The sequence below is a fragment of the Lysinibacillus sp. VIII_CA genome (genome assembly GCF_049943995.1).
Classification (GTDB): domain Bacteria; phylum Bacillota; class Bacilli; order Bacillales_A; family Planococcaceae; genus Lysinibacillus; species Lysinibacillus pinottii.
Window position 1 is genome coordinate 176124 of the sequence record NZ_JBNFXM010000002.1, and the last position, 19281, is coordinate 195404.

20 protein-coding genes are annotated in these 19281 nt (G+C 37.4%); 19 read left to right on the forward strand and 1 reads right to left on the reverse strand.

Going from position 1 to position 19281, the window contains the following annotated elements; translation table 11 throughout:
- The first annotated feature begins 101 nt into the window (after nucleotides 1–101).
- The 9 genes from ACP3VS_RS04105 to ACP3VS_RS04145 all read left to right on the forward strand — a co-directional run bounded on the left by ACP3VS_RS04105 (nucleotide 102) and on the right by ACP3VS_RS04145 (nucleotide 8437).
- Nucleotides 102–1124 carry a glyceraldehyde-3-phosphate dehydrogenase gene (locus ACP3VS_RS04105; RefSeq protein WP_008176871.1) on the forward strand — a complete coding sequence of 341 codons (1023 nt, stop codon included), beginning with the start codon at nucleotides 102–104 and terminating at the stop codon, nucleotides 1122–1124.
- A 185-nt stretch (nucleotides 1125–1309) separates the two neighbouring features.
- Entirely contained in the window at nucleotides 1310–1780 is a 471-nt protein-coding gene (nrdR, locus tag ACP3VS_RS04110) for a transcriptional regulator NrdR (RefSeq protein ID WP_325881773.1), read from the forward strand.
- Nucleotides 1781–1796: 16 nt separating this feature from the next.
- Nucleotides 1797–3161, forward strand: coding sequence for a replication initiation and membrane attachment family protein (locus tag ACP3VS_RS04115; protein ID WP_325881772.1), 1365 nt, complete (start codon nucleotides 1797–1799; stop codon nucleotides 3159–3161).
- 27 nt (nucleotides 3162–3188) lie between these two features.
- Nucleotides 3189–4118, forward strand: coding sequence for a primosomal protein DnaI (dnaI, locus tag ACP3VS_RS04120; protein ID WP_257216206.1), 930 nt, complete (start codon nucleotides 3189–3191; stop codon nucleotides 4116–4118).
- 425 nt (nucleotides 4119–4543) lie between these two features.
- Nucleotides 4544–6475, forward strand: coding sequence for a threonine--tRNA ligase (gene thrS, locus ACP3VS_RS04125; protein WP_036164459.1), 1932 nt, complete (start codon nucleotides 4544–4546; stop codon nucleotides 6473–6475).
- 413 nt (nucleotides 6476–6888) lie between these two features.
- Nucleotides 6889–7392: a translation initiation factor IF-3 gene (gene infC, locus ACP3VS_RS04130; RefSeq protein WP_012295602.1), complete on the forward strand. Its 504-nt coding sequence runs from the start codon at nucleotides 6889–6891 to the stop codon at nucleotides 7390–7392.
- Between the two features lie 31 nt (nucleotides 7393–7423).
- On the forward strand, nucleotides 7424–7624 hold the full coding sequence (gene rpmI / locus ACP3VS_RS04135) for a 50S ribosomal protein L35 (protein ID WP_004226312.1): 201 nt from the start codon (nucleotides 7424–7426) through the stop codon (nucleotides 7622–7624).
- A 55-nt stretch (nucleotides 7625–7679) separates the two neighbouring features.
- Nucleotides 7680–8039 carry a 50S ribosomal protein L20 gene (gene rplT, locus ACP3VS_RS04140; protein ID WP_004226314.1) on the forward strand — a complete coding sequence of 120 codons (360 nt, stop codon included), beginning with the start codon at nucleotides 7680–7682 and terminating at the stop codon, nucleotides 8037–8039.
- 134 nt (nucleotides 8040–8173) lie between these two features.
- The gene (locus tag ACP3VS_RS04145) at nucleotides 8174–8437 is read left to right on the forward strand and encodes a DUF1294 domain-containing protein (RefSeq protein ID WP_012295601.1); all 264 of its coding nucleotides are present in this window, start codon (nucleotides 8174–8176) and stop codon (nucleotides 8435–8437) included.
- Nucleotides 8438–8466: 29 nt separating this feature from the next.
- Here ACP3VS_RS04145 and ACP3VS_RS04150 read toward each other — a convergent pair whose 3' ends face one another.
- The gene (locus ACP3VS_RS04150; protein ID WP_008179260.1) at nucleotides 8467–8859 is read right to left on the reverse strand and encodes a hypothetical protein; all 393 of its coding nucleotides are present in this window, start codon (nucleotides 8857–8859) and stop codon (nucleotides 8467–8469) included.
- Nucleotides 8860–8964: 105 nt separating this feature from the next.
- On the opposite strand from ACP3VS_RS04150, the gene ACP3VS_RS04155 reads away from it, so the two are divergent.
- From ACP3VS_RS04155 to ACP3VS_RS04200, 10 genes are all read left to right on the forward strand, one after another.
- Nucleotides 8965–9450 carry a dUTP diphosphatase gene (locus tag ACP3VS_RS04155; RefSeq protein ID WP_031416425.1) on the forward strand — a complete coding sequence of 162 codons (486 nt, stop codon included), beginning with the start codon at nucleotides 8965–8967 and terminating at the stop codon, nucleotides 9448–9450.
- Nucleotides 9451–9547: 97 nt separating this feature from the next.
- Nucleotides 9548–10636: a M42 family metallopeptidase gene (locus tag ACP3VS_RS04160; RefSeq protein ID WP_008179256.1), complete on the forward strand. Its 1089-nt coding sequence runs from the start codon at nucleotides 9548–9550 to the stop codon at nucleotides 10634–10636.
- Nucleotides 10637–10864: 228 nt separating this feature from the next.
- A complete protein-coding gene (locus tag ACP3VS_RS04165; protein ID WP_012295599.1) occupies nucleotides 10865–12385 on the forward strand; it encodes a thiol-activated cytolysin family protein in 1521 nt (506 codons plus the stop codon).
- A 291-nt stretch (nucleotides 12386–12676) separates the two neighbouring features.
- Nucleotides 12677–13642: an ornithine carbamoyltransferase gene (argF, locus tag ACP3VS_RS04170; protein ID WP_031416420.1), complete on the forward strand. Its 966-nt coding sequence runs from the start codon at nucleotides 12677–12679 to the stop codon at nucleotides 13640–13642.
- A 307-nt stretch (nucleotides 13643–13949) separates the two neighbouring features.
- The gene (locus ACP3VS_RS04175; RefSeq protein ID WP_012295597.1) at nucleotides 13950–14846 is read left to right on the forward strand and encodes a LysR family transcriptional regulator; all 897 of its coding nucleotides are present in this window, start codon (nucleotides 13950–13952) and stop codon (nucleotides 14844–14846) included.
- Between the two features lie 185 nt (nucleotides 14847–15031).
- Nucleotides 15032–16360, forward strand: coding sequence for an LLM class flavin-dependent oxidoreductase (locus tag ACP3VS_RS04180; protein WP_036164455.1), 1329 nt, complete (start codon nucleotides 15032–15034; stop codon nucleotides 16358–16360).
- Nucleotides 16361–16406: 46 nt separating this feature from the next.
- On the forward strand, nucleotides 16407–17420 hold the full coding sequence (locus ACP3VS_RS04185) for an LLM class flavin-dependent oxidoreductase (protein WP_012295595.1): 1014 nt from the start codon (nucleotides 16407–16409) through the stop codon (nucleotides 17418–17420).
- A 12-nt stretch (nucleotides 17421–17432) separates the two neighbouring features.
- Nucleotides 17433–17711, forward strand: coding sequence for a glutaredoxin family protein (locus ACP3VS_RS04190; protein WP_012295594.1), 279 nt, complete (start codon nucleotides 17433–17435; stop codon nucleotides 17709–17711).
- A 19-nt stretch (nucleotides 17712–17730) separates the two neighbouring features.
- Nucleotides 17731–18549: a transporter substrate-binding domain-containing protein gene (locus ACP3VS_RS04195; RefSeq protein WP_036164453.1), complete on the forward strand. Its 819-nt coding sequence runs from the start codon at nucleotides 17731–17733 to the stop codon at nucleotides 18547–18549.
- 24 nt (nucleotides 18550–18573) lie between these two features.
- Nucleotides 18574–19278, forward strand: a complete 705-nt coding sequence (locus tag ACP3VS_RS04200) for an amino acid ABC transporter permease (protein WP_031416417.1) — start codon at nucleotides 18574–18576, stop codon at nucleotides 19276–19278.
- Nucleotides 19279–19281 lie beyond the last annotated feature (3 nt).

Consider the following 19281-nt stretch of genomic DNA (forward strand, 5'->3'; position numbering starts at 1 on the left):
TAATATGAGTATATAATGTTCATCTTTTTTAAAATTGTGTTATACTAATCACCATAAAGTATATAATTAATCTGAGTATGTACTCACAGGAGGATTTTTAAATGACAGTATCAATTGCTATTAATGGTTTCGGACGTATCGGACGTATGGTTTTCCGCCAAGCGATCGTACAAGAAAATTTAAATATTGTTGCTATTAACGCTAGCTATCCAGCAGAAACGTTAGCACATTTGATTAAGTATGACACAAATCACGGAACATTTGAAGGTACAGTAGAACCAGCAGGCGATGCTTTAGTTGTAAATGGCAAACGAGTTCAAATTATTAGCGAACGCGACCCATTAAAATTACCTTGGGCTACAATGGGTGTTGATATCGTTATAGAAGCTACAGGTAAATTTAATGAACGTGACAAAGCAGCAATGCACTTAGAGGCTGGCGCGAAAAAAGTTATCTTAACAGCACCTGGTAAAAACGAAGATGTAACAATTGTTTTAGGTGTTAATGATGACAAACTTGATATTGCTAAACATGATGTAATTTCAAACGCTTCTTGTACAACAAACTGCTTAGCACCAGTAGCAAAAGTATTAAATGATACATTTGGTATTGAAAATGGTTTGATGACAACTGTTCATGCTTATACAAACGATCAAAAGAACTTAGATAATCCACATAAAGATTTACGTCGTGCACGTGGGTGCGCACAATCAATTATTCCTACATCTACAGGTGCTGCCAAAGCATTAAAATTAGTTCTACCTGAATTAGAAGGTAAAATTCATGGTATGGCACTTCGCGTTCCAACACCAAATGTTTCTTTAGTGGACCTTGTAGTAGATTTAAATACAGATGTAACAGTTGATGCTGTTAATGCAGCTTTTGTAAAAGCTGCAACAGAAGGTCCAATGAAAGGTATTTTAAATTTCTCAGTTGAACCACTAGTATCTTCTGATTACAACACAACGACTTACTCATCAACAGTTGATGGGCTTTCCACAATGGTATTAGGTAACCGTAAAGTGAAAGTACTTGCTTGGTATGACAATGAATGGGGTTACTCTGCGCGTGTTGTGGACCTAGTGAAAAAAGTAGCTAATGCATTAGAAACAGTTAACGCATAATAATATTTTTATCTTGAGCACATTGAAATCTAACGGGTTTCAATGTGCTTTTTTTAAAAAACTTTCCTTGTACTTTAGGTGCTTTAGGTTTATCATGAGCTCACTACGTGAATGCACTTTTCTTATATGTAGGAAATTTGTTATAATAGAAATATTAAATTGTTGTAAACCAGGAGAGTAATTATATGAGATGTCCATCTTGCCAATTTAACGGAACGCGTGTTGTGGATTCGAGGCCAGTAGATGATAACAAAGAAATTCGTAGACGTCGTGAATGTGAGTCATGTGGCTTCCGTTTTACAACGTTTGAAAAAATTGAAGAGACCCCATTAGTTGTAGTGAAAAAAGAAGGTTCACGAGAGGAATTTAGCCGTGAAAAGGTACTTCGTGGCCTTATTCGTGCCTGTGAGAAACGCCCAGTTGCGCTTGATATACTGGAGCAACTTGTCCTATCAATTGAAAAAGATCTTCGTCGTATTGGAAATTCGGAGGTACGTTCAGAAGATGTCGGTGAATTGGTCATGGATCGCTTATCCAAAATTGATGAGGTGGCGTATGTCCGTTTTGCATCGGTCTACCGACAGTTTAAAGATATCAATGTCTTTATCGAGGAGATTAAAGATATTATTCAACGTCAAACGGAGCAGAAATCATAGAAAATAGAGAGGATGAATGACGTTGATTCATTTATATAAGGAATTGCAGCCTGGCGATCCTTTTGACATTCGTCTACCTCATGCATTTTCTACTCAAGAGCGTCAATTAGTAACATTATTCTATCAACCGTTAACGGGCTCAGACCCCATCAGCCTATACTTAACTTTATGGGCTGAAGCAGAGCAGATACCAAAGCAGCAAATGACACATTATTATTTAATGAATGTGCTTGGTCTGCCCATTGGTAAAGTGTTTGAGGCACGAATAGCCCTTGAAGCGATTGGTTTACTACGTACATGGAAAAAAGAAAATGCTGGTGAGCGGAGTTTTTTATATGAGCTACAGCGTCCATTAGATGCAGAAAGCTTTATGAAAGACCCGTTGTTGTCGATGTTTTTATTTAGCAAAATTGGAGAGCATGCATATCGTAATTTGCGTCAACGTTTTATATCCCCTGTAAGGGACGCGGAGTTAAAGGATGTATCTCGTGCCTTTATAGATGTCTATAAGCCCGTTCATTCCAATATTCCATCAGATTTACAAGTGGATACGAATCGTAAGGATAAACAACAAAGGGTGTATCCTTTTTATTTGGAGCAATTTGACTTCGATTTGTTACAAGCAGGGTTATCCGAGCAATTGGTACCGTCTAGTTTACTGACATTAGAAGTTCGTGAGGCTATCGCAAAGCTAGCATTTTTATATCATTTAACAGCGCTCGATATGCAAAAAGTGGTGATTCTTGCTTTAGACGATGATTTAGGAATTTCTCAAGAGCGCTTACGCAAGGCAGCTGCTGATTTCTATAAGTTAACTGTGTCAAAAGAGCCGCCCAAAATAGCGAGAGTTAGCGAACAGTTGCCATTAGAAGAAACGGGACAAAAAACGAAGGATCAGGAGCTACAACACTATTTAGAGACTACAGCTCCTATTCAAGTGTTACGTGACATTAATAATGGAAAAGAACCTTTGCAAACCTCTGTACAACTTGCGGAAAGTTTGATTGTACAGCATGGCATGCCGGTTGGGGTAGTCAATGCTTTGCTAGAGTATGTTATGTTAACAACGGATATGAAGTTACCTAAAAAATATGTGGAAACGATTGCGGATCATTGGGTTCGTAAAAATATTCAAACCGCTAAAGAAGCAATGGAACTTGCACGCCAAGAGCATGATAAATATACAACTTGGAAAAATAAACCTCAAACGACCACTAAAACGAGTCAGCGTGTTAAGGGACGTTCAGGACATCAACGAGAAGAAAAAGTTCCTGAGTGGTTTTATAAACGTGATGAGAAACAAGAGGAAAGTACTTCTAGCACGATAGATTTTGAAAAAGAACGTCAAAAAATATTAGAAATGCTAGGGAAAAGTGAATAGTAAAGAAGGTGAACAACAATCGAACCAATAAATGGACCATTAAAACGAGCTATTAATGTACCCTCGTTTCAAGAACGCTATGAAGCTATGCGACGTGAAATTTTAGATAATCCCCGAGTACAGGAATTTCTTGCACGTCATGCAGATGAATTAAGCTATGATAATATCGAACGAAATTTACCTAAGCTGCATGAATTTATTAGTCAATCTACGGAATGTTGTGGTTGTGATAACACAGAACATTGTACAAACTATTTAAAAGGCTTCCTCCCTACTCTAAGGGTAGTTCGGAATACAGTTGAAATTGATTATGTACGCTGTGAGCAAAAGATCAGGGAAGAAGAGCGTCGGGATGTCGCGAATATGATTGCAAGTATGCATATGCCAAAAGATGTGCTTCAAGCAACTATTCAAGATTTAAGTATCGATGATGAGTCTCGGGTGATGATTGCCCAAAAAGCAGCACAATTTGTAAAAGCGACAAAAGAATCAGGTCATTTACCATCAAAGGGTTTTTACTTATACGGTAAATTCGGCGTGGGGAAGTCTTTTGTGCTTGGTGCAATCGCCAATGAGCTAGCGTCTATTAAAATACGTTCAGTGGTTGTCTTCGTGCCAGAATTTTTACGGGAAATGAAAAATGCTATTGGCGATAATACATTGAATGAAAAAATAGATTATATTAAAAAGGCACCTGTTTTAATGCTCGATGATTTAGGTGCAGAAACAATGACCGCCTGGACACGGGATGAAATTTTAGGGACTATTTTCCATTATCGTATGGCGGAACAATTGCCAACGTTTATTACATCAAATTTTAATTATGGAGAATTAGAGCACCATTTAGCTCAATCACAAAAAGGTGATATTGAGGTTGTTAAGGCAGGCCGTATAATGGAGCGTATTAAAGCCTTGACAGAGCCAATTGAAATGCGTGGCAATAACCGTAGGATGTAACATTGGTAGTTGCATTTTTCGACAATCGAGCGTATACTGACTCATATACTAAATATCAATATGCATTGATGAGGACATGAATTTTGTGTATCAGCTTCTAGAGAGGGAAGTCAACGGCTGAAAGCTTCCTAGTTTGAACGCATCATTTACTACCTGCTGAGCAGCGAAAGGGATAATCTTTCGCCGGTCCCTAGCCCGTTAGCTAGCCTTGAGCTTCGTCTGACTTGATAAGTCGGAAGGAAGAAGGGTGGAACCACGAGCATACGCTTCGTCCCTTTTGTGAGGGACGGGGCTTTTTTTATTATTTTAGATGTGGAGACTTCGCTTAGTCCAATTGTGGAGAGCGCTCATATAGGCAGCTGAATCACTTTATTAGTCTACAATCAATCATTATGTATTCAACTTAACAAAGGAGTGCAAAGAATATGTCAGAAATGATTAAATTAACTTTCCCAGATGGCGCAGTAAAAGAATTTGTAAAAGGTACATCAACAGATGACGTAGCCTTATCAATCAGCCCTGGCTTACGAAAAAAAGCTTATGCAGGTAAAATTAATGATGTATTGGTAGATTTAAAAACACCAATCGAAGAAGATGCTACAATTGCCATTATTACACAAGATGATGAAGAAGCACTTGAGATTTTACGTCACTCAACAGCTCATTTAACAGCACAGGCAATTAAACGTTTATTCCCAGATGTAAAACTTGGTATTGGTCCTGTCATTGATGGAGGATTCTACTACGATATTGATTCTCCTACACCCATCACTGCCGAGGATTTACCAGCAATTGAAAAGGAAATGAAAAAAATTATTGCTGAAAATCTAGAGGTAGAACGTAAAAATGTAAGTCGTGCGGAAGCACAAGCAATGTATGAAGAAATTGGCGATGAATATAAATTAGAATTACTAGAGGCAATCCCTGCAGATGAGCAAGTGTCCATTTATTATCAAGGGGAATTTTTCGATCTTTGCCGTGGTATTCACGTACCATCTACTGGTAAACTTCGCGAATTCAAGCTGCTATCATTAGCAGGTGCCTATTGGAGAGGGAACTCTGATAACAAAATGCTACAACGTATTTATGGTACAGCGTTCTTCAAAAAAGAAGAATTAAAACATCACCTACAAATGCTAGAAGAAGCAAAAGAACGTGATCACCGTAAAATCGGGAAGGAATTAGAGCTATTTACAACTTCTCAAAAGGTCGGCCAAGGTTTACCACTTTGGTTACCAAATGGTGCAACAATTCGTCGTGTTATTGAGCGTTATATTGTCGATAAAGAATTATCTCTTGGATATAAGCATGTTTATACACCTGTATTAGGTTCAAAAGAGCTTTATCAAACTTCAGGTCACTGGGATCATTACCAAGATTCTATTTTCCCACCAATGGAAATGGACAATGAGACATTAATTATGCGTCCAATGAACTGTCCTCACCATATGATGGTTTACAAAAATAGCATGCATTCTTATCGTAGCTTACCATTACGTATTGCTGAGCTTGGAACAATGCACCGCTATGAAATGTCGGGAGCAGTTTCTGGCCTGCAGCGCGTACGTGGGATGACTTTAAATGATGCACATATCTTTGTTCGTCCAGACCAAATTAAAGCAGAATTCCAAAAAGTCGTGCAGTTAATCTTAGAGGTGTATAAAGATTTCGATTTAAATGATTATTCATTCCGTTTATCATATCGCGACCCTGCTGATACTGAAAAATACTTTAATGATGATGCTATGTGGGAAAAAGCACAAAGTATGTTAAAAGAAGCAATGGATGAGCTTGGCTTAGATTACTTCGAGGCTGAGGGTGAAGCAGCATTCTATGGTCCTAAACTGGATGTGCAAGTAAAAACAGCGATTGGTAAAGAAGAAACTTTATCAACAGTTCAGCTAGACTTCTTATTACCAGAACGTTTCGACCTAAGCTACGTTGGGGAGGATGGCAAACCACATCGTCCAGTCGTTATTCACCGTGGCGTTGTATCAACAATGGAGCGTTTCGTTGCCTTCTTAATTGAAGAATATAAAGGTGCATTCCCAACTTGGTTAGCTCCTGTCCAAGTAGAAGTCATTCCAGTATCGAATGAAGCACACTTCGATTATGCAAAACAAATCGAAGAGCAATTAACAGCAGCGGGCTTACGTGTGGAAATGGATGATCGTGAAGAGAAATTAGGCTATAAAATTCGTGAAGCACAAATGAAAAAGATTCCGTATATGCTTGTCATTGGTGATAAAGAAGTTGAAGCTAATGGTGTTAATGTTCGTCGCTATGGCTCAAAAGATTCCGAAACAATTAGCTTTGAGAATTTCCTAGCAGCTATAAAAGCAGAAATTACAAAATAATCTTTCTTAAAAAACCTCACTTGCATAAGTGAGGTTTTTTGTATAAAATGAATCTTGCTGTTGTATAAATTATTTAATAGTAGGTCAATCTAGAAATGATAAGAAAATTAGTATTTGACAGCTTATCATATACATGCTAATATAATTAAGGTTAATGAATACAAAGTTTGTGGTTGAAGTAGAGGCTGCCCGCTTCTCACCTGATACAACGCTTTAAAGGCTGTGAACAGGTATGACACGTTGAATTGTTTTGCGTAGACTTGCGCATGCACATATAGCGGGCGGACATCTTCAAAATGTCCGTCCTTTTTTTATGGACATGACAAGAGGATGTACCGTTCAACCGGGCAAGGCTTTGCCCAAACCATGTATTCGCGACAACTACTTGGAGGTGGATTACTATTAGCAAAGACATGTATGTAAACGAAGGCATTCGCGCACGTGAACTTCGATTAATCGATCACAATGGTGACCAGCTTGGTGTAAAGACACGTAATGAAGCGCTAGAAATCGCCGCTCGTGTAAACTTGGATCTTGTCCTTGTGGCCCCTCAAGCCAAGCCGCCAGTCGCTCGTATCATGGACTATGGTAAATTTAAGTTTGAACAGCAAAAGAAAGACCGTGAAATTCGTAAAAATCAAAAAGTCATCGTAATGAAAGAGGTTCGTCTGAGCCCGACAATCGATGAACATGATTTCCAAACGAAGCTACGTAATGCGATTAAATTCCTTGAAAAAGGCGATAAAGTAAAATGTAGCCTACGTTTCAAAGGTCGTGCGATTACACACAAAGATATTGGTCAACGTGTGTTAGATCGTTTTGCTGAAGCTTGTGCTGAAGTATCAACGGTAGAACAAAAACCGAAGATGGAAGGCCGAAGCATGTTCTTAGTTCTTCAACCAAAGAACGAGAAATAATATTAGACGAACAGTTTAGGAGGAATTCGACATGCCAAAAATGAAAACTCACCGTGGAGCTGCGAAACGTTTCAAAAAAACGGGTTCAGGTAAATTAAAATATGACCGTGCTTATGGAAGCCACTTATTCGCAAACAAATCTACGAAACAAAAACGTCACTTACGTAAAGCAAACATCGTTTCATCTGGTGACTTCAAACGCATCAAATCTTTACTTGTTTACATGAAATAATTGACTACAAAAATACTAACATTCATTTTTTAATGAAAAGCAGGAGGTAATTCATATGCCACGCGTAAAAGGCGGAACAGTGACGCGCAAACGTCGTAAAAAAGTATTAAAATTAGCTAAAGGTTACTATGGTTCAAAACATACATTATATAAAGTTGCTAACCAAGCAGTAATGAAGTCAGGTCAATATGCATACCGTGACCGTCGTCAGAAAAAACGTGATTTCCGTAAATTATGGATCACTCGTATCAACGCAGCTGCTCGTATGAACGGTCTTTCTTACAGCCGTTTAATGCACGGTTTAAAAGTTGCTGGTATCGAAGTTAACCGTAAAATGTTAGCTGACCTTGCTGTAACTGATGCTGCTGCATTCACTCAATTAGCAGACGCTGCTAAAAAAGCAGTAGCTAAATAATATTTGACTCAGTTAAATATTATTTCTGCACCGAAAGCGAATGCGATAGGTGAAGAAAAAGACTGATGGATTTTTCCATCAGTCTTTTTTGTGTTAGATTAATCATATACGTTTTTTTGATAAAGGAGTAGAAAATGGGACAAGCAGTATTAGCTTATATGAGTATTATATCGATTGTGTTGCTCATTTTAATGGGGATGGACAAATCGCGTGCTAAAAAGCATGAATGGCGTATTGCAGAGCGTACTTTGTTCACACTAGCCATCGTAGGAGGGGCAGTAGGTGGAGTGCTTGGCATGTATTTATTCCGTCACAAAACACGCCATAATAGTTTTGCCTTTGGATTTCCTCTACTGGCAGCCATCCAAATTTTTATTATCGTACAGCTTTGGATATAAATAAAAACATTTTAAAACACACATCCTCATCAAGAGGATGTGTTACGCATAAGCTGTTCAATGGGCTGCTTCCAATTGATTTTCGCACTTGGATAATTCAATAGTATTTCTTGCTGTAAATATTCAAAGTCGCCTTTTGTAAAGCCCTGCAATGTGGCAGTATCACGTGCGCCGACAAAAATAGTGACAACCTCGAAGGCATCCTCTGTTGTACCTAAGTATTTTTCGCCTTCAAAAAGAGCACCCTTATAGGAAATAAAGAAATTTTTCCGGACATTTTTAACGTCATCATAAAAGTAATATTGGCCTTTTTCATAGGCTTCGTCAAGTTTGCGTTTAGGATCAGTTATATAACGAATCGCTTTATAAAATACATAAATAATAAGCGCTATTACAGCAAGTCGAATTAGTAACGGCAACATGTTTAAATTTCCCCCTTGAAGAAAGGTTATTCTTTCCTATACGATTGGGGAGGTCAAATAGTTTCACTTTTATTTAAATATTTTTTAGAAATTTAGGAGAAAAAAATGAATATACAACAATTGTTTATGATGCAAAAAGAGCTGGATGATTTCATTGAGCAAACTCAAAATATTCAGCAAGATGTATTTCAAGAAAAAGGACTAGCATTATTGGTAGAGCTAGCTGAGCTAGCCAATGAAACGCGCTGCTTTAAATTTTGGAGTACAAAAGGGCCTTCCGCACGAGAAGTCATTCTAGAAGAATATGTGGATTCTATTCATTTTATCCTTTCCTTAGGCTTATTAAAGAACTATACAACCATCGAAAAATGGCCTGTGATAGAAGAACAGAGACATTTAACAGCAACATTTATAGAGACACAAAGTGCTATTTTAGCTTTTATCGAGCAACCGACAGAGGATCGATATCTAGCAATTTGGCAATGCTATGGTTTACTTGCATACAATCTTGGTTTTACTTTCGAAGATGTAGTTCATGCATATATTGAAAAAAACCAAGAAAATTATAATCGTCAGCGTACAGGATATTAAATAATTAAGAAATACACCAATTTTCAGACGATTAAGCTAGGAATATTTCGGTAAACGAAGTATAATAAAATAGATATAAGAAGTAGGAGGCAAAAGAATGACACAACTAGATCCAACATTACAAATGTTTAAAGATTTAACAGATGCAAATGGTATTGCAGGTAATGAACGTGCACCGCGTGAGGTCATGAAAAAATATATTGCACCGTATGCAGATACTGTAGAAACAGATAACCTAGGTAGTGTAATCGCTAAAAAAGTAGGCGATGAAAACGGACCTAAAATCGTCGTGGCAGGACATTTAGATGAAGTAGGTTTCATGGTTACACAAATTGATGACAAAGGCTTTATCAAATTCCAAACAGTAGGTGGCTGGTGGAGCCAAGTTATGCTGGCACAGCGCGTGACAATTACAACACGTAAAGGTGATGAAGTAATAGGGGTTATCGGTTCAAAGCCACCTCATATTTTACCTGCTGATGTCCGCAATAAAGTAGTAGACATTAAAGATATGTTTATTGATATTGGTGCAGCTTCTAAAGATGAAGTGCTTGAATGGGGCGTACGTCCTGGCGATATGGTAACACCATATTTCGAGTTTAATGTTATGAAAAATGAAAAATATTTATTGGCCAAAGCTTGGGATAATCGTATTGGTTGTGCCATTGCTATTGATGTAATGAAAGCTTTACAAAATGAAAAACACCCTAATATTCTTTACTCTGTAGGAAATGTGCAAGAAGAAGTTGGACTTCGTGGTGCTAAAACAGCTACACATAAAATCCAACCGGATATTGGATTTGCCGTTGATGTGGGTGTAGCAGGAGATACTCCAGGAGTAACAGCTAAAGAATCAACGAGTAAAATGGGGGCAGGTCCTCAAATCGTTGTGTATGATGCATCTATGGTTTCACACCGTGGCTTACGTGAATTCGTATTAGACGTAGCAGACGAAAACAATATTCCATACCAATTTGAGGCAATGGCTGGCGGCGGTACAGATGCTGGCTCCATCCATGTAACAGCAAATGGTGTACCAGCATTATCCATCGGTATTGCGACACGTTATATCCATTCACATGCAGGTATCCTACATCGTGATGATTATGATAACGCTGTTAAATTAATGGTTGAAGTCATTAAAAAATTAGACCGTGATGCAGTCAATAAAATTACATTCGACTGATTGAATGGAGAGTAAATAGATAAACAGTAGTTTTGCCTTCTAACTAAAATGTTAGAAGGCTTTTTTGTTAATGAAAAAAGATAGTAGACATATCGCACAAAATTAACATAATAGTTATCATAATAATCATAAGTACATATTATTTGCACAATAAAAAATGAAACGAAAATACTATATTTGAAAATTATTTTTATATGGTATAATTTCCTATAAAAGGAGTGGATTTATTTGGGAATTAAAAAAACAATCAAGTTTATATTATGTTTATCTATTAGTTTATGCATTCTAAATTATCCAAGTATTTCATTTGCTGAAACACTTGATACTAATAGTTCTAGTGTAAAAAGCAAATCTGACATTGATACGGGTATAGCAAACTTGAACTACAACAACAGGGAAGTACTAGCAGTGAATGGTGACAGAGTTGATAGCTTTGTTCCAAAAGAAGGGCTTAACTCCAATGATAAATTTATAGTGGTGGAGCGCAATAAGAAATCACTGACAACTTCACCAGTGGATATATCAATTATTGATTCGATGGCGAATCGTACATATCCAGGAGCCCTACAACTTGCCAACCAAGCTTTTGTAGACAATCAACCCAACTTATTGGTGGCTAAAAGAAAACCCCTAAATATTAGCATTGATTTACCTGGTATGAAAAGAGAAAATACTTTGACTGTTGATAATCCAACATATGGTAATGTATCTGGAGCCGTGGATGAGTTAGTATCTACTTGGAGCGAGAAATATTCCTCTACACATACTTTACCTGCAAGACTACAATATTCAGAATCAATGGTTTATAGCAAATCTCAAATAGCAAGCGCTTTGAATGTAAACGCCCAAGTTCTCGACAATTCACTGGGAATTGACTTTAATGCGATTGCGAATGGAGAGAAAAAAGTGATGGTTGCCGCATATAAACAAATTTTTTATACGGTAAGTGCAGAACTGCCTAACAATCCATCAGATCTTTTCGATGATAGTGTTGATTTTGCAGAGCTAACTCGTAAAGGGGTAAGCAATGATGCTCCTCCTGTAATGGTGTCGAATGTAGCTTATGGTAGAACAATTTATGTGAAATTAGAAACAAGCTCTAAGAGTAAGGATGTACAAGCAGCATTTAAAGCATTACTGAAGAATGTTAACACGAATGTAGAAACTAGTGCACAATACAAGGATATTTTTGAGGAAAGTTCCTTTACGGCTGTAGTATTAGGCGGAGATTCACAAAAGCATAATCAAATTGTCTCAAAGGACTTTAATGATATTAGAGAAGTCATTAAAGATAATGGAGAATTTAGTCTTAAAAATCCAGCTTATCCAATTTCCTATACAAGTGTTTTCTTAAAGGATCATTCAATTGCTGCTGTTCATAATAATACAGATTATATTGAGACGACAGCTACAGAATATTCTAAAGGCAAGATCATCCTTGATCATTATGGTGCATACGTTGCTCAATTTGAAATAGCATGGGACGAATTTTCCTATGATGAGAATGGAAATGAAGTATTAACTCATAAAACGTGGGATGGAAACTGGAGAGATAAAACAGCTCATTTTTCTACAGTCATACCGCTTCCGGCTAATTCGAAAAATATAAGAATTTATGCAAGAGAATGTACAGGTCTTGCTTGGGAATGGTGGAGAACGGTTATTGATGAATATAATGTTCCATTGTCTAATGAAATCAAAGTCTCCATTGGAGGAACTACATTATACCCAACAGGCAGTATCGAGTAAGTAGCCGTATATAAAGATAAAGAATTTTTACCTCCTAACAAATTGTTAGGAGGTTTTTACGTTTTCAAGTTCTTTCAATAACTGCCCCATGTTCCTTCTTTATTCATACCCCTTTCTATAATTAAACTACAAAGGATTCAATCTTAAAAAATGTTATTATGCATAAATATTCAATATGACGAATTTTTGTCACATTTAATATTTATCGAAAAAAATTATAAAAATTCAGTTGATTTTATATTTATGCATGATATACTGATTTCAACAGCAATGAAACAAGGAGCGAAGGCCATGAAATTACTCGAAGAAGTACAGCTAAAGTTAGTTTCTAGTTTAAAAGGAAAAGACCTATTAACGTTGCTTGACTATACAAGTCAAGAAGTTAAAGAACTTATTGAATTAGCAACTCAGCTTAAAATGATTACCAAAGAGGGGAAATGTCCAAGATTACTAGAAGGCAAAACACTTGGTATGATCTTTGAAAAACATTCAACGCGTACTCGTATTTCCTTTGAAGTTGGTATGAATCAGCTAGGTGGAAAAAGTATGTTTATGCATGCACGTGACTTACAAATAGGCCGTGGTGAATCCATTTACGATACAGCACATGTCTTATCAGGCTATTTGGATGGGATTATGATCCGAGCAAATTCCCACGCAATGGTGAAGGAACTAGCAGAGCATGCGGCTATTCCCGTCATCAATGGATTAACAGATATTTATCATCCATGCCAAGCTTTAGCGGACTTAGAAACAATTGCAGAAAACAAAGGTTTTTTAAAGGGACTTAAAATTGCCTATGTAGGAGATGGCAACAATGTAGCACATTCTTTAATAGTGGCTTCAGCACATGTTGGGATGAATGTAGCTGTGGCGACACCAGCAGGCTATGAATGTGATGCGGAAGTGATCGCTAACGCACAAGCAATTGCCGCGGCAAATGGCAGTACAATTATGGTGACACATGACCCTGTGGAAGCTGTATTACAGGCAGATGTTGTTTATGCAGATGTTTGGACTTCGATGGGCCAAGAGGAAGAAGCAGCAAAACGTTTGCAAGATTTTGCAGATTACCAAATCAATGATGAGCTTGTAGCATATGCGAAACCGAACTACATGTTCCTGCATTGCTTGCCAGCACATCGTGAGGAAGAAGTGGCAACATCTGTTATTGATGGCCCTAATTCTTACATTTTTGAGCAAGCTGAGAACAGACTTCATGCACAGAAAGCAGTTCTTGCATCAATTCTAGCGTAAGATTTGAACTATACTTTTCGAGTTGAAAAGTACAATAAATAGAGTTTATATGCGCAACAGAGGGTGCCCATATGAATAACCTACAAGTGGCTGACAGACAGAGGGATGATCACCACGCGCGATGCTTGTTGTCAAGATGGATGGCTACATCGCTACATAGTCAAGTAACCTGGGAGACGCTGGGTTACTTTTTTCTTTTGTATGGAGTGATAGAGGACTAAAAACTAAGTTTTCCTATAAAGTATAGAGAATATAAAAAATTATTTATATAATAGATTTAAATAAGGAGTGAAGGGATGGAACTCACATGAATATAGACCATATAGAGGCTTTTTTATATGTTGTCCATTACAAGAGTACGCATAAGGCAGCCAACGCTTTGTTTCTTTCTCAACCGACGGTGACTGCACGCATCAAATCATTGGAGAGGGAGCTAGGGGTTGAATTATTTTATCGAGAGGGACGAAGTGTAACATTATCAGATAAAGGCAAAGATTTCTTACCTTTCGCCACTCAAATCGTGCAAACATTTCAGCAAGGAAAGAAGCAATTGGAAAAGACACAGGAAACAGACGATGTATGTATTGGTGCAAATGGCGTAACAGCTCAGTATTTTTTAGCGGATGCGTTACCTAAATGGAAAGAACAATTTCCTAATTTGCGTTTTCAATTGGTGACAGGCTCAACAGCTATGCTATTAGAAAAATTGGAGAGTCACCAAATACATGTAGCTTTCATTCAGTATGTGCACAGAGAAGGAATATTCAACGAGTTATTATTAAAAAATGCTGTGAAACTTGTGAAGCATTGTGAACATCCTTTACCACAATATGAATGCATCGAGGCGAAAGAATTGGTACAACAGAAAATGGTGTTTTTTGAGTGTGGAGCGTTTGATTGGAATTATGTGCATAAAATGTTCGAGGTAGAGGGTGTAGCAGCCAATATAGAGGTTCGAACAGATCATTTAGAAATCGCTAAGGCCTTCATTCGCACAAAAAACTATATTAGCTTTTTACCACAGCTTTGTGTCAAAAATGAGCTTGAAAGCGGCGAATTTGTTGAGGTAGATGTGAAGCATTTACTGGATATGAATCAACATATATTCCTAACTTATAAAAATAAAGATACATTGATTTCAGATTTTTGGGAGACAATTTGTCATACAGCGAAGGATTTTGAAAGGGGACAAATGATGGAGTGATAAAATTTTTTATGTAGCCGATAAATTTTTTCTATTACTTAACCTATTGCATATTGTCTGAATGAACTGTAATATCATTCTCAATCCAAATTTATTTATGAATGATCGTAAATAAATATTTTTTTAACTCGAAAACATACTTAACCACTATGTTTAGTAAAAAATAAAAATAAGGAGGAATTGATATGGCTAGACAAGACAAAATTCGTTTGGGAGCAATTATTCACGGAGTAGGTGGTAATATTTCAAGCTGGCGTCATCCAAAGGTAGCGAGCAATCAAAGTGTCAACTTGCCTTTTTATATTCAGCAGGCTCAAAAAGCAGAGGAAGGGAAATTTGATGTTGCTTTTATTGCGGACGGCTTATTTATTAATGAAAAATCGATTCCTCATTTTTTAAATCGTTTTGAGCCTATTACGATATTATCGGCATTAGCATTAGCAACCAATAATATAGGGCTAGTTGGAACGGTATCGACATCCTATAGCGAACCATTCACAGTGGCACGTCAATTTGCCTCTTTAGATCATATTAGTGCAGGGCGTGCAGGCTGGAATGTGGTAACTACTCCTTTAGAAAGTACAGCTTTGAACTACAATAAAACAATAGATCAACATCCTAGTCATGCAGAACGTTATCAAATCGCCGAAGAATATTTAGAGGTTGTTAAAGGATTATGGGACTCCTGGGAAGATGATGCCTTTATTGCAGATGTCGAAAATGACCAATTTTTTGATCCAGAAAAATTACACACGTTACATCATAAAGGGCAGTATTTTTCAGTCCAAGGTCCACTAAATATTGGGCGAACAAGGCAAGGCCAGCCAGTTATATTCCAAGCGGGTGCATCTGATGCTGGGATTCGATTGGCTGCTAAGGATGCAGATGCCATTTTTACACATGGGACATCTATAGAAGAATCACAAAAGTTTTATAAAAGAGTAAAGACTGAGGTTGCAGCATTTAAGCGAAATCCAGATGAAGTAAAGATTTTTCCGGGTATTTCTCCAATCATTGGCGATACAGTAGAGGAGGCAGAGGCAAAGTATCAGGAAATCGTTGAATTAGTTTCCATTCACCGTGCTTTGGCTTATCTTGGTCGTTACTTCGATCATCATGATTTTACACAGTATGATGTGAATGCGCCGTTTCCAGAGCTGGGAGAAATTGGGTCAAATAGCTTTAGAAGTACGACTGATTATATTAAACGCTATGCTAAGCAGGAGGGGCTTACATTACGTCAAGTTGCTTTACGTGAGGCGACTCCGAAAACGGCATTTTTTGGGACGGCAGAGCAAGTGGCTGATCTTGTACAGGAATGGTTTGAGCAGGAGGCAGCAGATGGCTTCATAATCGGTGTAACGGTACCAGGTGCCTTAGAGGATTTTGTTGATAAAGTAGTACCGATATTACAAGCTAGAGGGCTTTATCGAGAAGACTATGAAGCTGATACATTGCGTGGAAATTTAGGATTGCCATTTAAGAAAAGTAGGTATATCAAACAGTCTGTTTAAAAACCTAGTAAATTTATTTGAATAAGTGAAATTAAGGAGGCTGTGTATGAGTTATACATTAGGCATATTAGATCAAAGTCCAATTATGGATGGAGCTACAAATGAGCAAACATTACAAAAAACTGTCGCATTGGCACAGAATGCAGAGCAGTTAGGCTACTCTCGTTTTTGGGTATCGGAACATCATCATTCGGATGCACTAGCAGGGTCATCTCCCGAAGTATTAGTGTCCTATTTACTTGCAAAAACCGCATCTATTCGTATTGGTTCTGGAGGAGTCATGCTCCAGCATTACAGTCCATACAAAGTAGCTGAAAATTTTCATGTCCTTTCATCCTTAGAGCCGGGGCGTGTTGATTTAGGTGTTGGGAAGGCACCAGGTGGTTTACCGCTTTCTACAAAAGCCTTACAATATGGCACGCTCAATCAAGGCGAGGATTTTGAAAAGAGACTCACATTTTTACAGCAATTAATTGAACAAAATGTACCTACGGATCATGATCTTCATGGTGTGCAAGCCACACCTATCCCAAAAGTAAGTCCGGCACTATTCTTATTAGGGGCAAGTCCACAAAGTGCAGAACTTGCTGGAAGACTTGGTATTGCATTCGTCTTTGCACGATTTATTAATAGTGACAATGAATTACTAGCACAGGCGTCTAGTATTTATCGTGAACATCATCCTAAAGGCCACTTTGTGGTCTCAATCGCAGCTGTTGCAGCACCTACAAATAAAGAAGCAAAGGGACTGATAGAAGACCAAAAAATTACAAAAGTTCATTTAGCAAGCGGTAGGACGTTGACTCTACAATCCGTAGAGCTAGCAGAAAAATTTGGGCAGGAGTCTGGAGAGGAATATACGGTCAAACAATATGATGCGGATATTGTTTATGGATCACCAGAAGAAATTAAAAATCTACTTGATCATTTTCACGTTCAATACCAAATAGATGAGTTCATTTTGCACACGCCTGTACGAAAGGAATTTGAAAGGCAACGCTCCTTTGAACTTTTAAGTCCTATTCATTTAAAGTTGCAGCAACAAGTAACAGTAAGATAAGGAGGAAAAATAATGAGTGTGACTAGAGATATAATTGTTTGGTCAAAGCAGGGATGCAGCTATTGCGATGATATAAAAGCGTATTTACAAGAACAGCACCTTCCTTATAAAACGGTAGATGTAACAAATCATGATTCATTTAGAGATATTCTTGACTTAAAATATGGTGTTCGTTACGTGCCCATTGTAGAAATTGGCTCGAGAGAAAGTGGTGTCTATAGAGCCATAACAGAAATTGGTTTAGAACACGTAAAGAATGCACTTGCCGTGAGCTTACCCTCACAAACATAGAAGAAGGAGAGGGAATTATATGAAAAAAACATTATTTTATATGCTACTTTTGCTGACGGCGCTTTTAACAGCATGTGTAGAAAAATCGGACGGAGATTCGAATGAACAAAAAACAGCGCAAGGAGGAGAAGATGTCCAAAAAATTATCGTTGGTACAGGTACACAGTTTCCAAATATTTGTTTTATCGATGAAAAAGGCAACTTAACCGGCTATGATGTGGAGCTAGTTCGAGCAATTGATGAAAAGTTACCTGAGTATGAATTTGACTTGAAAACAATGGAATTTTCAAATTTATTACTAAGTTTAGAAACAAGAAAAATAGATTTCATCGCCCATCAAATGGAAGTTAATAGTGAACGAGAGGAAAAGTTTTTATTTAATAAAGAACCGTATAATGTTTTCCCATTAAAGGTGACAGTAAATGAAAAAAATAATGAGATCCAATCTATTGAAGATTTGAAAGGGAAAAACGTAAGTGTTTCGCCAACAAGTAACTCCGCTGTCTTTCTTGAAAAATATAATAAGGATCATCATTTAGGCGCGAATATCGTGTATTCTTCAGGTTCAGTCGATGTCAATAATCAACTAGCAAGTGGCCGTATTGATGCCATTATTACGACACCCTTTGCCGTGAAATACTATAACGAAAGCAATGAAGCACAGCAAAAGGTTGTTGGGGATGCATTATTAAATTCGAAGGTTTATTTCTTATTAAATAAGGATGAGGTGAAGTTACAAGAGCGTTTAGATGAGGCTATTGTTGAGCTGAAGAAAGAGGGGGTTATTAGCAAACTAAGTAAAAAATGGTTAGGTGATGATTATACAGTAGACTTCTAACAATCAAGGAAGGAAGAAAGAGGCATGGATAATAATCTTGATTTTGTACTCATTGCGAAAGTACTTCCAACATTGCTTCAGTATTTACCAGTAACTGCAGAAATACTAGTGTTCTCCATAATTTTTGGTATAGTGCTAGGAATTATGCTAGCAATACCAAAGCTTTTAAACGTAGCGCTATTAAAGCAAATTATTACAATTTATATTTCATTTATTCGTGGCACACCAATCTTAGTGCAATTGTTTTTAGTGTTTTATGGAGTACCAGCACTCCTAAAGCTCATTCATATTGATGTTACTCGATTGGATGCTATGTATTTTGTCATTATTACGTATACACTGAGCAATGCGGCAGCCTTTGCTGAAATATTTCGTGCAGCCATATTAACTGTTGATCGTGGGCAAATAGAAGCAGCCTTTTCCGTGGGCTTAAACGGGCCTCAAGCCTTTTTGCGAATTGTTTTCCCTCAAGCAATCCGCGTTGCTTTTCCAAATATAGCGAACACCATGATTAGTTCATTAAAAGATACCTCACTCGCTTTTTCTATAGGTGTAATGGATATGGTTGGGCGCGGAGAGACTTTAATTGCGTCCACAACACGGGCTTTTGAAATATATGTGGCATTATCGATCGTTTACTTTGCGATTGTCATAATTCTTGAAAAAATATTCAAATTCAATGAACGTTATTTCAATCGCTATATGCCAAAAGAAGTTGAAACTTATTAGGGG